Origin of the sequence: Aeromonas popoffii, assembly GCF_000820025.1 — a bacterium.
GTDB classification, from domain to species: domain Bacteria; phylum Pseudomonadota; class Gammaproteobacteria; order Enterobacterales; family Aeromonadaceae; genus Aeromonas; species Aeromonas popoffii.
Map to the genome: position 1 here is coordinate 19,235 of NZ_CDBI01000080.1, position 13,807 is coordinate 33,041.

General features: G+C 62.4%; 14 protein-coding genes. 6 read left to right on the forward strand and 8 right to left on the reverse strand.

Annotated features, from left to right (window positions below):
- Positions 1–52: 52 nt before the first annotated feature.
- From BN1129_RS17965 to BN1129_RS17975, 3 genes are read left to right on the forward strand one after another with little or no spacing between them, the layout of a single operon-like run.
- The gene (locus BN1129_RS17965) at positions 53–733 is read left to right on the forward strand and encodes a DUF484 family protein (protein WP_042038416.1); all 681 of its coding nucleotides are present in this window, start codon (positions 53–55) and stop codon (positions 731–733) included.
- Positions 726–1,682, forward strand: coding sequence for a tyrosine recombinase XerC (gene xerC / locus BN1129_RS17970; protein ID WP_042038417.1), 957 nt, complete (start codon positions 726–728; stop codon positions 1,680–1,682). The genes BN1129_RS17965 and xerC overlap by 8 nt, the downstream gene beginning before the upstream one ends.
- A 34-nt stretch (positions 1,683–1,716) precedes the next feature.
- On the forward strand, positions 1,717–2,427 hold the full coding sequence (locus tag BN1129_RS17975) for an HAD-IA family hydrolase (RefSeq protein ID WP_042038418.1): 711 nt from the start codon (positions 1,717–1,719) through the stop codon (positions 2,425–2,427).
- A gap of 29 nt (positions 2,428–2,456) precedes the next feature.
- On the opposite strand, the gene BN1129_RS17980 is transcribed toward BN1129_RS17975, so the two are convergent.
- Together BN1129_RS17980 and BN1129_RS17985 are read right to left on the reverse strand one after the other, a co-directional pair.
- Entirely contained in the window at positions 2,457–2,855 is a 399-nt protein-coding gene (locus tag BN1129_RS17980) for an STY0301 family protein (RefSeq protein WP_042038419.1), read from the reverse strand.
- 41 nt (positions 2,856–2,896) lie between these two features.
- Positions 2,897–4,423, reverse strand: a complete 1,527-nt coding sequence (locus BN1129_RS17985; RefSeq protein ID WP_042038420.1) for a mechanosensitive ion channel family protein — start codon at positions 4,421–4,423, stop codon at positions 2,897–2,899.
- Positions 4,424–4,538: 115 nt separating this feature from the next.
- Here BN1129_RS17985 and BN1129_RS17990 point away from each other — a divergent pair, with 115 nt between their 5' ends.
- Entirely contained in the window at positions 4,539–4,952 is a 414-nt protein-coding gene (locus BN1129_RS17990) for a hypothetical protein (RefSeq protein ID WP_042038421.1), read from the forward strand.
- Here BN1129_RS17990 and BN1129_RS17995 read toward each other — a convergent pair whose 3' ends face one another.
- The 5 genes from BN1129_RS17995 to BN1129_RS18020 form a co-directional block, all read right to left on the reverse strand.
- On the reverse strand, positions 4,953–5,726 hold the full coding sequence (locus BN1129_RS17995) for a gamma-glutamyl-gamma-aminobutyrate hydrolase family protein (protein WP_042038422.1): 774 nt from the start codon (positions 5,724–5,726) through the stop codon (positions 4,953–4,955).
- 366 nt (positions 5,727–6,092) lie between these two features.
- Positions 6,093–6,902 (reverse strand): sugar-phosphatase, encoded by an 810-nt coding sequence (yidA, locus tag BN1129_RS18000; RefSeq protein WP_042038423.1) that lies wholly within the window; start codon positions 6,900–6,902, stop codon positions 6,093–6,095.
- 156 nt (positions 6,903–7,058) lie between these two features.
- Entirely contained in the window at positions 7,059–8,729 is a 1,671-nt protein-coding gene (locus BN1129_RS18005) for a FapA family protein (protein ID WP_042038424.1), read from the reverse strand.
- 322 nt (positions 8,730–9,051) lie between these two features.
- Positions 9,052–10,203, reverse strand: a complete 1,152-nt coding sequence (locus tag BN1129_RS18015; RefSeq protein WP_042038427.1) for a CinA family nicotinamide mononucleotide deamidase-related protein — start codon at positions 10,201–10,203, stop codon at positions 9,052–9,054.
- Positions 10,204–10,261: 58 nt separating this feature from the next.
- Positions 10,262–11,500 (reverse strand): cyclic di-GMP phosphodiesterase, encoded by a 1,239-nt coding sequence (locus BN1129_RS18020; protein WP_042038428.1) that lies wholly within the window; start codon positions 11,498–11,500, stop codon positions 10,262–10,264.
- Positions 11,501–11,645: 145 nt separating this feature from the next.
- On the opposite strand from BN1129_RS18020, the gene metA reads away from it, so the two are divergent.
- Positions 11,646–12,590, forward strand: coding sequence for a homoserine O-acetyltransferase MetA (gene metA / locus BN1129_RS18025; RefSeq protein ID WP_042038430.1), 945 nt, complete (start codon positions 11,646–11,648; stop codon positions 12,588–12,590).
- Positions 12,591–12,608: 18 nt separating this feature from the next.
- On the opposite strand, the gene BN1129_RS18030 is transcribed toward metA, so the two are convergent.
- The gene (locus tag BN1129_RS18030) at positions 12,609–13,127 is read right to left on the reverse strand and encodes a cyclin-dependent kinase inhibitor 3 family protein (RefSeq protein ID WP_042038431.1); all 519 of its coding nucleotides are present in this window, start codon (positions 13,125–13,127) and stop codon (positions 12,609–12,611) included.
- Positions 13,128–13,284: 157 nt separating this feature from the next.
- On the opposite strand from BN1129_RS18030, the gene BN1129_RS18035 reads away from it, so the two are divergent.
- The gene (locus BN1129_RS18035) at positions 13,285–13,755 is read left to right on the forward strand and encodes an Lrp/AsnC family transcriptional regulator (RefSeq protein WP_042038432.1); all 471 of its coding nucleotides are present in this window, start codon (positions 13,285–13,287) and stop codon (positions 13,753–13,755) included.
- The last annotated feature ends 52 nt before the right edge of the window (positions 13,756–13,807 follow it).

Here is a 13,807-nt window from a genome sequence, read left to right on the forward strand (position 1 = left end):
AAGCGCTAATGTCGGGGCCTTGTGCCCCTTTTTCAGATGGACCAACCAAGTTATGAGCGAACTCAAACGGCAGGAATCACTGGTGGAGGAAGCCACAGTGCTGGAGTACCTGGCCCGTTATCCCGAGTTTTTCCAGCGCCACGCGGCCATGCTGGATCGGATCCGCATTCCCCACGAGCGCAAAGGCTCGGTCTCGCTGGTTGAACGCCAGATGGACCGACAGCGTGAGCGCATCGAGCAACTGGAGCAGGAGATCACCGAGCTGATGGGGATCGCCAGCGAGAACGAACGGATCTTCCGGGTGTACGCCGACCTCTACGGCGAGCTCTACGGCTGCCAGACCCTGTTCGAGGTGAGTGCCGTGATGGGCAAGGCGTTTGTGCAGCGACTGCGACTGACCGGCCTGCGGCTCTGGCTCAGCCCGAAAAAATTCCAGTTGAGCGGCCCCGAGCAGCGCTTCATGGCGGAGGGCAAGCAGCTCGATCAGCTGCTGGGTCAACGGCTACCGGGGCAGGATTACTACTTCGGTCGGCTCAACCAGAGCGAGAAGCAGGCGCTGTTTGGCCACGATGTGCTGGTCAACTCCGTCGCCCTGATGCGGCTCGGCGATCTCGGCGTGCTGGCCTTTGCCAGCTCGGATCCCAGCCACTTCAGCCCCCACAATGACACCCTGTTGCTGGGTCAGCTGGGCCGCTTGTTGCAACTGCGCCTGCCCGAGCTGGTTCGTGGCTAAGGTACCATCTCCCGCCGCAGAGCCGCTGCCGGCCAGCCTGGCCGATGAGTTGGCTGCCTTCATCGAATACCTGAGGGTCGAGCGTCAGCTCAGCCCGCATACTCGCAGCAACTACCGATCTCACCTGGATCTCATGGCCGCCGAGCTGGTCAGGCTTGGCCTGAACGACTGGGCCCGGCTAGAGGCGAGTCAGGTGCGCAATCTGGTGACCCGGATGCACAAGGCCGGACTGGTGCCCAGCTCCCTCGCCACCAAGCTCTCCGCCTTGCGCAGTTTCTGTGATTGGCAGGTGCGCCAGGGACGGCTCACCGCCAACCCGGCCCGCGGCATAGTGACTCCCAAGCAGGGGCGACCGTTGCCGAAAAACCTCGATGTGGACGAGATGTACCAGTTGCTCAACATCACCGACGAGCAGGATCCGCTGGCGGTACGGGATCGGGCCATCATGGAGCTGATGTACTCTTCCGGCCTGCGCCTCGCGGAGCTGGTGGGGCTCAATCTGACGGACATCAAGCTCGATGATCGTCAGCTCAAGGTGACCGGTAAGGGCGCGCGGGAGCGGGTGCTGCCCATGGGGCGGATGGCGGTGGAGTGGTTGCACAAGTGGCTCAAGGTGCGCCCCCTGCTGGCAGGGGACGAGGCCGAGGCCTTGTTTGTCTCGCAGCGCAAGCGGCGACTGTCGGCCCGCTCGGTGCAGGAGCGGCTCGATGGCTGGGGCAACAAGCAGGCGCTCAATGCCCACATTCACCCTCACAAGCTGCGCCACAGCTTCGCCACCCACATGCTGGAGTCGTCCGGCGATCTGCGGGCCGTGCAGGAGCTGCTGGGGCACGCGGATCTCTCCACCACCCAGATCTATACCCATCTCGACTTTCAGCATTTGGCCAAGGTGTACGACAACGCCCATCCCAGAGCAAAGCGGGATCCTGCCACGCCGGAAGATGAATAACGGGGTCTGGTTACCCCGCCGTGAAGGAGCATGAATGCATTTTTATCGCCGCTGGCAGCCGGTGGCCGCCATCTCGTTCGACCTCGATGACACCCTCTACGACAACGGCCCCGCCATTGAACGGGCCGAGCAGTGGATGCTGGCCCATTTGCGCAGCGAATATCTGGCGACCGCCATGCTGGACAAGCCGCGCTGGCTGGCACTCAAGCGCGCCATGCTGCTTGCCCATCCCGAGTTGCGCCAGGATGTCAGTCTGGCGCGTCAGCGCACCATTCATGAGGCCATGGTGCAGGGTGGCATGGCGGCCGCCACCGCCAGCCGGGAGGCCGGGCAGGTATTCGCCGCCTTTCTCGCCGAGCGATCCAAGATAGCGGTGAGCACCGCGACCCACGACTTGCTGGCGCGATTGGCCGGGCGCTATCCGCTGGTGGCGATCACCAACGGCAACCTGGACCTGGTGCAAGCGGGGCTGGGGGATTACTTCACCCTGGTCTGCAAAGCGGGCGCGGGCACCAGAATGAAACCGGCATCGGACATGTTTGTGCAGGCGCAGAGGGCCCTCAGGCTGGCACCCGGCCAGATCCTGCATGTGGGGGATCACCCGGAGACGGATGTGCTGGGTGCCCGCTTGCACGGTTTTCGGGCTGCTTGGCTCAACGATCGCCAGCAGCCCGGGCTGGGGTTGCAACTGCTGCCGGATGTGGAGCTCAATGCACTCGGCGAGCTGGCCGAGTTGCTGCTCTGACGGCGATGGCTGATCGCTCTTCACGGCCGTTATTTGCGGCAGATCAGCCCGCGCAGATCGTAAGGGTCGCCCTGATTGACCCGGCAGTAGCTGATGCCGAGGGGCAGTGCCTGCTGCAGGGTGAGGGCGGTATCCTGATAGTGGCAGACTAGATAGAGGGGGCGCAGGTTGTTGCCGAGCAGGCTCCAGTAGTGGAGCTCGTCGTTGTCACCATTGTCCGGTTTGAGCTGAACCTGTTCACCCGGTTCACCATCAAACAGCGCCAGGTTTGCCAGCCGGTGGCTCAGTACCTGACTCGGTTTTCCTTCCTGATCCCGGCTAAGCCCCTGCCAGCCCTCTGGTGTGGTCAACAGTTGCTGGCGGGTCTCGATTCCGGGTGGGCAGTCAAATTGCAGGGTGGCACTCAGGGCCAGTGCGGTCAGCAGCATGGAGTCGGTCTCTTGTCGAAAGTGCAGGCATCCATGCTACGTCATCGGCCGCCAAACAGCGCCTTCAGTTTATCCAGCAGATCTCGCGGCGGTGCTACCTGCCTCAGGGATTCCGCCTCCCGTGCCAGCAGGGCTTGCTGCTCCTGCTGTCTGGCACTCAGCACCCGGTAGAGCGGTTCGACCAGCGACTCGCGCTGCATGACCAGCTCCTGGAACATGGCCTGATTGATGCGATAGGTCTCGACGGTGCCGAGCGCCCGCACCGTGAACGGGTTGGGTTCACCGGTGAGCAGGCTCAGCTCGCCGAAGAAGTCGCCGGCGCTGAGGGTGCCGAGCCGCAGCTCACGCCCTTCCACCTCGACCAGCATCTCCGCATCCCCCTTCACCAGCACGAACAGCCAGCCCGAGATCTCGCCCTGGGTGAGCATGCGATCGCCGTTGACGAAGGGAGCGAACTTGACCTGATCCGCCAGTTGCAGCAGCTCTTCCTCCTGCAGCATGTCGAACAGTGGCAGGCGGCGCAGGGTGGCCGTGCGCTCGGCGGTATGGCGCTTGTGGCGCTGCTCCTTGTGATCCTGATCCGTGGTCATGAAGATGTTGAAGATGGGCGGCGTGAGGCGGCGATCGTTGCGGCGCAGGGCGGCATCGATCAGGGTGCGCACCGCCGAGTCGGTAGGATCGTCCACCGCCAGATCGGTGAGCCAGTAGCGCACTGCATAGCGGGCGACGCCGTTCTCCACATTCATGAGCAGGCAGTCGGGCCTCGGACTGGCGGAGACGTGGCGGATGCGGGTCTCCCGCAGGGAGTGCTCCACCAGCGATATGATCTGGGTCGGCAGCGTGTCCAGGGTGATGTCGAACCAGACCCAGCGCCGCCACTGCAGGGGGGCGCTTTGCCGCCGTCCCAGCACGGTGAAGCGCTGCTTGAGCAGGTGGCTGTTGGGGATCACCACTGTCTCCCAGTTGCGGGTCTCTATGGTGGTGGCACGCCAGTTGATTTCTACCACCCGGCCCTGGGTGGTGTCGACCTGCAGCCAGTCGCCGATGGCGATGGAGTTATCGAGCTGGATGGAGACACCGGCCAGCAGATTGCCCAGGGTGTCCTGCATGGAGAAGGCGATGACAGCCGTGATGATGGCCGAGGTGGTGACTATCTCGCCGAGCGCCATGCCGGAGGCGTAGAGCCGGAACAGGCACCAGCCGATATAGCCGACCGTGATGACGATGTCGGCTATGATGCGCGGGATGCGGATCTGGCACAGGGGGAGCAGAAACTGGAACAGCAGTATCCCCCACACCTTCACCAGCACCAGGCCGGCCAGCAGGCTGGAGATCTCCACCAGCCAGTGGTGGGGCAGGGGCAGGCGAAACCAGCCGCCCTCGAACTGGATCAACAGGATAGTGCCAATGCTCAGCATGACAAAGCTGAGCTCGGAGACCAGTTCCCTCCGCCGGCCAGGGGAGCGCCAAACATGGGTCACGAGTAAAAGCAGGGTCAGCAGGGTCCAGAACGGGTGCTCACCAATCCACAGCAGGGTAGGTAGCGCAATGAGGTGATCACTCAACATAACAGCCCCTTATCATTGGTTATTTCCAGCATAGTTGCTTTCAAACCGGTAAATGGATGCGGGGTGAGGGCAATTTATTTATGCTTGGCGCCCATGTGACAAGGGAGTGGCGAGTGTGCGCAAGTTGAACAAGATGGTCTGGATCGCGGGAGCCTGGTTGCTGGTGGGCTGCGATCAGCTGGCCGACAAGTATCGGGTCGAGTTTCGCGATGGCTCCTGGCGCGAGATCGCCATTACCCCCTTCTCCGACGAGGCCCGCTGGCGCGAGGGCTGTGCCACCGGTGAGGTGCTGACCGACATGACGCTGCCGCTCAAGCGGGGCAAGACGATCAATGGCCGCGAGCAGCTGCTCATAGGGGGCGAGTTGTTCGAGCTGGATGACAACGCTCTCTATCGCAGCAACGGCATGGTGTTCGGCCACACGCCGGATCACATCCAGCGTGGGCTCAAGGGAATGGAGATATGTCGCACCCTGCGCCCCGAGCGGGGTGGGTTGCCCAAGCTCAAGGCGCGAGGGTTTGGCGACTAGTCAGCTATTGCTGGCGTGGGCCCGGCAGGCCTCGCCGAAGGCCTCGAAAATCTTGATGGAGTGGGGATTCTCACGCGCCTTCCACTCCGGGTGCCACTGCACCGCCAGCAGGAAGGAGGCGAGGGTGGGGGCATGGAGCGCCTCGATCAACCCATCCTCGGCGTGGGCCAGCGGCTCAAGCCCCTTGGCCAGCGTCTTGATCCCCTGCCCATGCAGTGAATTGACCGGGATCGACGGCTGCCCCATCAGTGTGGCAAACCAGCTGCCGGGTACCAGCTTGACCTGATGACTCTCTCCGTACTGCTCGTCGACCGGATCATCCGAATCTTCCCTGTGATCGTCATAACCCGGCTCCTTGTAGACCTGCTGATGAATGTCGCCGCCAAGGGCCACGTTGATCTCTTGCATGCCGCGGCAGATCCCCAGGACCGGCAGGCCGCGATCGAGGGCAGCGCGCACCAGCGGGATGTCGAACAGATCCCTGTCTCTGTCCTGCTGTTTCTCCGGGGTCAGGTTCTCCTGGCCGTAGAGGGCGGGATCTATGTTGGAACCGGCGCCACTCAGATAGACGCCATTCGCCAGATCCAGATACTGCGCCAGATCCTCGGTGCCACAGCAGGTCGGCACCAGCAGCGGCACGCAGTCGCTGATCTCCACCAGCGGCAATATGTATTTGTGGGTCATCACCTGATAGGGATGACCATTGCGAGGCTGGGCGCCCATGGTCATGAGTACGACGGGTTTACGCGGGGTGGGTGGGGTGCGAGCTGTCATGATTCACCTTGCTATCCTTTGCGGTCCTGCGCCTTGGGAAGGCCCTTGCTGCGGCTGAAAGGGCAAGGGCATGCCTCAAGGCATGGTCATGGGATCAGGGTCATGCCGCAGTACCAGAATCGTCGGTCAGCCTGGGCAATGACAGCCTGGATCCTGATCCCAGTCTGCCAAGGCCGTTCAATATGTCAAACGAAATGATGCTGAAATGTTAACCTCATGTAAGCAAAGAACTACCTTGAGTCCCTTTTTAAGGGGGCTGTGGGGCATGTTGGCGAGATGAGGGAGATGGCTGTGGTGGATATATTAAACATCCGGCCGGGGTTGCCGGATAGCAAAAGGGGCCTGGGTGGAGGCCCCTTGTGTGGGTCAGGCGTTCAGCACGAACCGTTCAATCAGCTGGGCGACCCCATCTTCATCGTTGCGCGCCGTGGTGTGTTGGGCCAGCGCCTTGATCTCGTCGGTGGCGTTGCCCATGGCCACTCCCAGCCCGGCGTATTCGATCATGTGGTGATCGTTGCCCGCATCCCCCACGGCTATCACCTGGGTGGCGTCCAGCCCCAGATGCTCGGCCAGGGCGGCGACGCCTGTGCCCTTGTTGCTCTGCTTGTGCATGAACTCGAGGAAGTAGGGGGCACTGCGTACCACTGTGTAGCGCTCATGAAGCTCGGCGGGCAGGCGTTCGATGGCGCGGGAGAGCTGGGGCGGCTCGTCGATCATCATCACCTTCATGATCTGCTCGTCGGCGGGCAGGGTGGCGAAATCGATCAGATTGATGGGCATGCCGATGAGGCGGGATTCGTGCTCGGTATAGGTGCTGACCCTGGGGCTGATGAGGCCCTGAGTGACAGAGAAGCCGTGTACGTTCACCTCCAGCTCGTTTGCCAGCTTGGCGATGGCACTGGCGTCGCTGCCGGTCAGCAGCTGGCTGCGGATGATGCGCTGATCGGCCACCTGTTGCACCAGGGCGCCATTGTAGCAGATGACGTAGTCATCCTGACCTGTGAGGCCGAGCTCGACCAGGTAACGGCTCATCCCTTCCAGCGGGCGACCTGAGGCCAGCACCACAGTCACGCCCCCGGCGCGGGCGGCCTGGATGGCGGCGTGGGTGCGGGGTGAAATTTGGCCCTGGGAGTCCAACAGGGTGCCATCCATATCCAATGCGATCAGCTTGTACATCTCTCACTACCTGAAGTCTGGCTGGCCCGCCCTATGGGGCCAATGGAAGGCCGAGTGTAGCGAAATTCGCAGCCAGGATCACGGGTTGGCGGCGAGAGGCTGGGCCAGCAGGGGGAATGTTACCAGAGGGAAGGCGAGCCGCAGGGCCAGCTGCTGTCACTTGTGGGGTTCGTAGGGGGTCAGCTGCAACTGATCTTCGCGGATGGCGAAGTGGATGGGGCCGTGTTCTATGTCGACTCTGTAGTGGTGGTGGGCCATCTCCACCTCGACCCCGGGGAAGGCGCGCTGGGTGGCTATGATGTCCATCTCAGCCATCAGTTTCTGCAGCTCTTCCTGCGCGGCCTCCAGCTGTTCATCCAGCAGCTTGCTCTCGTCGATATGGCGGGTGCGGATCAATTTGATCTTCTGCAGGGTCTGGGGGTTGCGCTTGTCCCCTGGCAGCTGTAACAGCTTGAGCAGCAGATCCTGCAGCTTGTCCAGTTGCTCCCGGCACTCCTGCTTGCGCTGGCGCAGGGCCTGTTCATGCTCTTTGTGGGTGAAGTAGCCGCCGAGGATCTGCAACCGGGTCTGGTTGTAGGCCGAGGCGCCCAGGATGGGGGCCATGATGAGGCGATTGGCAATGCTGATGCCCCCCAGCAGGTGGCCCTTGCGCATGCCGCTGTCGCCCACCTTGATGTCTTGCCCGCTGCGGCTGTAAGAGTGGCTGAGCTGGTTCTGGATCTGGATGTCGCCCCCGGCCTCCAGCTTGGCGTACTGGGCATAGCTGGCGTGGATCTCGCCCTGGGCATTGAGGTGGCAGAGGTATTCGTCACTCTGCTTGCTCTTGCGGCCTATGATGCCGTTGCGCACCGTGATGGTGCCGCTCGATTCTATGTAGCCCCCCTCGACGAAGCCGCCGATCACCACGTCGCCACTGGTCTTTATCTTCATGCCGGGGGTGACATCCCCCGCCACTATCAGGGCACCTTCGAAGATGACGTGGCCGTGGCGGATGTCGACCTGCTTGACGCTCAGCACGTCATCCACCTTCATGCCGTTCTTCTCCTGGCGGGGCAGGCCTGGGCGGCTGGCCAGCAGCAGATCCGCATCATCCGGCGAGATGAAGGTGCCCTCACCGGCCACCATGGGGCTGTCCTTGCCATGCTTGGCGGGCAGCTCCTGGTTGGTGACGGTAAAGCCGGGCACGCCCTGGGTGGCGGGGTGACGGCGCATCAGCTGGGCGCCGGCCTTGACGGTGATCAGGGTGCCGAGGTCGCGCATGTCGACCCGGCCATGATCCAGCTCCCGGGGCTTGAGGATCCGCTCGGCTGGCGTCTCCACCAGCCGCTCGAATCGGGTGTCCTGGCCGTTGATGGCGGCCTTGCCCAGCGCCACCGGCAGCTTGAGCAGGGTGCCTGGTGTCGCCTCCTTGGCGGCCAGAATGGCGGCGGCGATGAGAGGCGCCTGTACTCCCCGACTGATCTCGCTGGCCTGCACCGCCTGCTCCAGATCTTCAGTGGTGAGATACTTGCCACCCCAGTCGGCGGTGATCTGGGCGATGGCACTCATCCGGTCTTTCTCCACCACCAGGGTGACACGGGCATCGTGGCGCTGGGCGACGGGGACCGGATTGTCGGGCAGGGGGGTGTCCGGGTTGCTTAACAGGGTGTTGAGCAAGCTGATGGCCTGCTTGATCCCTTCCGTCAGCGGCTGGTAGCGGCGACAGTTGGAAGCCAGCAACAGCGTCTGGATATCGCTCTCCGAAACGGGGGTGGTCAGCCCGGGTATGATGCGCAGGCAGGCGTACTCCATATCGGCTGATAACAGTAACCACTCTTTGCTTAACACCCGGTTTCCTTCTCTCGTTTTTACCCATATCGAGATAGCCTTTGATTTCTATTTAATCGACTTTTTGTTAAAAATGCGAGTCATCAATATGGCGCTGGTCTGCAGTATTCGGGCATTTCTCCTTTTTGGTCAACGAGCTAGGCACAAATGGGTGAGCCTGGACGAGGAAATCAAGGATGACAGCGGGTATGCTGACGGCACGGGAAGCCTGCAGGTCGGCAAGAGACGTGTAGGCCCTGAACCCGGGGGCGGTGTGTACCGGAAGAGTCTGGCTTGAGGCGTTGGCCGGTATCCGATCTTTGCGGGTACCGGCGCTGGATGCCTAGCGGCCGCGCTGCGCCGTTCTGGCCAAGGTGAGGTAGTCGCCGAGCACTGGCAAGCCTTGCAGGTGGCGGCGCAGCATGTCGAGGGCGGCGAAGGCGAGGATCTTTCGCCGGCTCTCGGGATCCGGGTGGCTGGCCTTCAGCGTCTGGCCGATCTGTTGCCCGTCGGCGCAGAGCAGCAGCGGCACGCCCTCCGTCCCCTCCCATCCTATGGTCAGGCTCAGCCCCTCACGTTTTGCCTCCAACTGCGCCAGCTCGCTGGCGACGTTGCCGCGAAAGCCGGCCTCAAGCCGGGGATACTCGTGGCAGAGGGCGAGCAGCGCACCCCGGCTTTCCCCCTCCAGCAGGGTCAGCGGCCTCTCCCCCAGCAGGGCCAGGATCTGCCGCGCAGGCTCTTCATCTCCCCGTCCCACCAGCCAGGGCTGGATCGCCGTGAGCAGTCGCGCCTCGGTGTCATCCATGTCGGCGGCGCTGGCGCCGTGGCCGATGAGTTTCAGCTCAATCAGCGGCATGGAGGAGCGGTAGCCCAGCTCTATGCCGGTTGGCCAGGGGGCTGCATCCAGCATGTCGGAGAGAGCCGATTCCGAGATACCAAAGCTGTAGAAGCGGCGTAGTTCGGTATCGGTCTGCGCGCCAGCCAGCTGCTTGAGGCGCGGCAGGATCTGCTCGCGCACCATCTGCTTGAACTCGAACGGCACGCCCGGGGTGAAGAAGAGCTGGCTCTGACCACTGTGCACGACAAAGCCGCAGGCGGTGCCGACCGGATTGTCGAGGATCTCGCACTCCTGTGGCAACCAGGCCTGCTTGGCGTTGCTTTGCGCCATGGGGCGGCCCCGACTGGCGTAGCGTGCCGCTATGGTGGCCAGCCACTCAGGGTACAGCGTTAGCGGTTGCTCGAAAGCTTCGGCGGCGGCCTGCGCGGTGAGATCATCGGCAGTGGGGCCGAGCCCGCCGCACACCAGCACCACGTCGGCGCGGCTGGCACTCTCCTGCAGCACGGTTTTCAGATCGGTGAGGTTGTCTCCCACAGTGGCACGGCGGCGCACCTGCCAGCCTTGCTCCAGCAGCAGGGCGCTGAGCCAGGCGGCATTGGTATCCACCACCAGACCCGTCACTATCTCGTCTCCGGTGCTGATGATCTCGATACGCATGGGGGCTCCTTGAAATGGGGAAGTAAACTGGGACGGCCATGCACCATGGCCGGGACAATCAGGGCTTGGTGTGTTCGAAGTAGTAGCTGATCCGGGTACGCGGATTGAGGTATTCGAACACCGCCGGCGGCAGTCGTTTGGGGTGGATCACCTTGGCGATCGACAGCTCGGTCTGTTGCAGATCTATGATGGCCGCCTCCTGGCGCGGGATACGGGGATCATACACCAGCACGGAGGGGTAGAGCAGGCGAGAGGCATTCACCGACATCACCAGCCCCACCTGACCATTGGAGAGCTGCACCACGCTGCCGGGCGGGTATATGCCCATCAGCCGGATCAGCATACTGAGGTATTCCGGGTTGAACTGGGCCTTGCGCTGCTTGTAGAGGCCGCTCAGGGCCGAGTAGGGCACCTTGGCCTGCATGTGGCAGAGGTTGTCGTACTCGTTGATCAGCGACACCATCTGGGTGAGCGGGTCGAGCTGCCCCTTTTTGAGCCCCTCAGGCCCGCTGCCATCGAGATATTCGTGGTGATGGAGCACGATGCCTTTGGCCTCGGCGGGGAAATCTTTGACCAGATTGAGCAGGTCGATGCCATAGCGCGGGTGCTGGGCCATCAGGTTCTGCTCCGGCTTGGTCAGCGGCTCCGTCTTGCGCAGGATCTGGCTCGGGATCTTCAGCTTGCCTATGTCGTGGAACAGGGCACCCATGCCGACCTGGCGGATCTGGTCAGCCGACATGTTGCACTCCTTGGCCAGCAGCATGCTGAGCACGCTGACGTTGAGGGAGTGGAAGTAGAGGTTGTTGCCATCCTCGCTGTCGGAGACCAGGTGCAGCACCATCTCATCCACCGACAGCAGCTGTTCTGTCATGGCGTTGATCAGCTCCTGCGCCTCGCCGATGGCGTTGAGGGGGCGGAACTGGAGCTTGCTCATGACGCTGCGCACCTGCGCCAGGGATTGCTGGAACTGCTTCTCGCACTGCTGCAGATCGCGGCGATACTGCTGTAACTGCTCGATGCGGCGCGTCTTCTCCAGCTGCATCTCGGCCTGGCGCTGGGAGGTGTCGGGCGTCTCCACCGGTTGGGTCTGGATCTGGTCCAGCGGCTTGGGCGGGACGTCGCTCTTGTCGGGGATGATGGTGACGAGTTTTAGACCGAGCCGGCGGATCAGCTCGATCTCCTCTTCATTCTTGAGCTTGAAGCTGGAAAACAGGAAAGGGTGTTCGCGCCAACCCAGTGGCAGAGAGACGAAATTGCCGACTTGCAGTCGGTCTACGGAAATCTTGATACCTGTCATTGTCTTGGCTGCGAGAGACACATGTGAGCCGTATGCTAGTCAAAGGCGGAGGTGAATACAAAAGGTATCTGATGACAGGGTAAGCGCTTTATTATAGGCTTCTAGATGTCCAGACATATTTACCGATGCAGTACAGGGAGTAAGCATGCCGATCAAGATCCCGGATCAGTTACCCGCCGCCGAAGTGCTGGGGCAGGAGAACATCTTCGTGATGACGGAATCCCGGGCCGTCACCCAGAACATACGCCCGTTGCGGGTGTTGATCCTCAACCTGATGCCCAAGAAGATTGAAACCGAGATCCAGCTGATGCGGATGCTCTCCAACTCGCCGTTGCAGGTGGACGTGGATCTGCTGCGTATCGACGATCGGGAGTCGAAGAACACGCCCCAGGCGCACCTCGAGAACTTCTATCACGACTTCGAACAGGTACGGGGCAACAACTACGACGGCATGATCATCACGGGAGCGCCGCTCGGGCTGGTGGAGTTCGAGGAGGTGGTCTACTGGCCGCGCATCGTCGAGATCATCGAGTGGTCCCATCAGCATGTGACCTCGACCCTGTTCCTCTGCTGGGCGGTACAGGCGGCGCTGAAAGCCTTGTATGGCATGGAAAAACAGACCCACGGTGAGAAGCTCTCCGGCGTCTATCGCCATCACAGGCTCGATGAGCACGAGCCGCTGCTGCGCGGCTTCGACGACGAATTCGTGGCGCCCCACTCCCGCTATGCCGCGTTCGACGGGGATCTTATCCGCGCCAACACCGACCTGCAGATCTTTGCCGAGTCCGAAGAGGCGGGAGTCTATCTGGCGGCGACCAAGGATTGTCGCCAGGTGTTCGTCACCGGTCACCCTGAATACGATGCCCTGACCCTGGATGGGGAGTACCAGCGGGATCTGGCGGCCGGGCTCGAGCCCGTCATCCCGGTCAACTATTATCCGGCTAACGATCCCGGCCAGACCCCGCGCGCCAGCTGGCGCAGCCACGGCCACCTGCTGTTCTCCAACTGGCTCAACTACTACGTCTATCAGCTCACCAGCTATCGGGTGGAAGACATAGGCAAGGTGTTTACCTACCAGCAGCCCAAGTAAGGATCAGCGTGGTGGGGCTCAGTCGGCCTGCTCCCGTCGTGCGGTCAGGGCGTCGAGCCACTGGCGATGCACCGCCAGGGTGAAGGCCTTGGGCCTGTGGGCCCGGATGGCGGCCATGGCCTCCTGCTGTGGCTGGCCGAGGGAGACAAGCAATGCGGCTGCGATCAGGCCGGTGCGGCCGCTGCCCCCCTTGCAGTGGATGACCAGATTTTTGCCTTCGAACAGCAGCCCGGTCAGTTGCGGCAGGGCCTGTTGCCAGGCCTGTTCGAAGGTGGCATCGGGGGCCTGATCGTCTTCGATAGGCAGGTGGAACCAGCGCATGCCGCTCGCCTCGACCAGCGGGCCAAGCTGGCTCAGTGCGAGTCGGGCCAGTTCGGCCTCTGTCATCAGGGTCAGGACGCCATGGGCACCCGCCAGCCTGAGCTGATCCAGCGTCAGTGGCAGCGCCACCTGCTGGGTGCCGGGGCAGGGGGTCAGCAGTAGCTGGCCATCGACGCGGGGCACTTCCTGGCTCCAGAAAGGGTGAGACGGGAGCATAAAGGTCCTTATGAGGCCAGCAAGGGCGAGGCGAGCCGGCATGGCCGGTTTCTGAGTGCGCCAAAGCATAGGGCGCGCGGCCCCGATGTCAATCTGCGTTGTGTTCGGCCCGGTTTACGGGCAGAGTCTAAAAAATTGATCGGTGCAAGGAGTTAAGATGAGAAACCTGGATCAACTGGATTTGGATATCCTGGCCCATCTGTTTCGCGATGCGGGCATGACCAACAAGGATCTGGCCGCGCTGGTCGGCGTGGCGCCGTCCACCTGCCTGGAGCGGGTGCGCAAGCTGCAACAGGATGGGGTGCTCAAGGGGGCGCATTGCGAAGTGGATCATCAGGCGCTCGGTGGCCATATCCAGGCCATGGTCTCCCTGCAGCTGGCCCGACACAGCCGCCAGATCATCGATGCCTTCCGCGACGCCATACTGGCGCTGCCCGAGGTGATCAGCCTGTTTCACATGGGAGGCAAGGATGATTTTCTGGTGCATCTGTGTGTCTCCGACACCGAGCACCTGCGCAACTTCGTGTTCGATCACTTCACCTCCCGGGAGGAGGTGGTGCACCTCGAGACCTCGCTGGTGTTCGAACACAGGTTCAGCCGCTCGCTGCCCTGTTTTCTCAACACCTGATCCCGTGTTGCACCCCACATAAAACCCGCCAATTGGCGGGTTTTATGTGGGG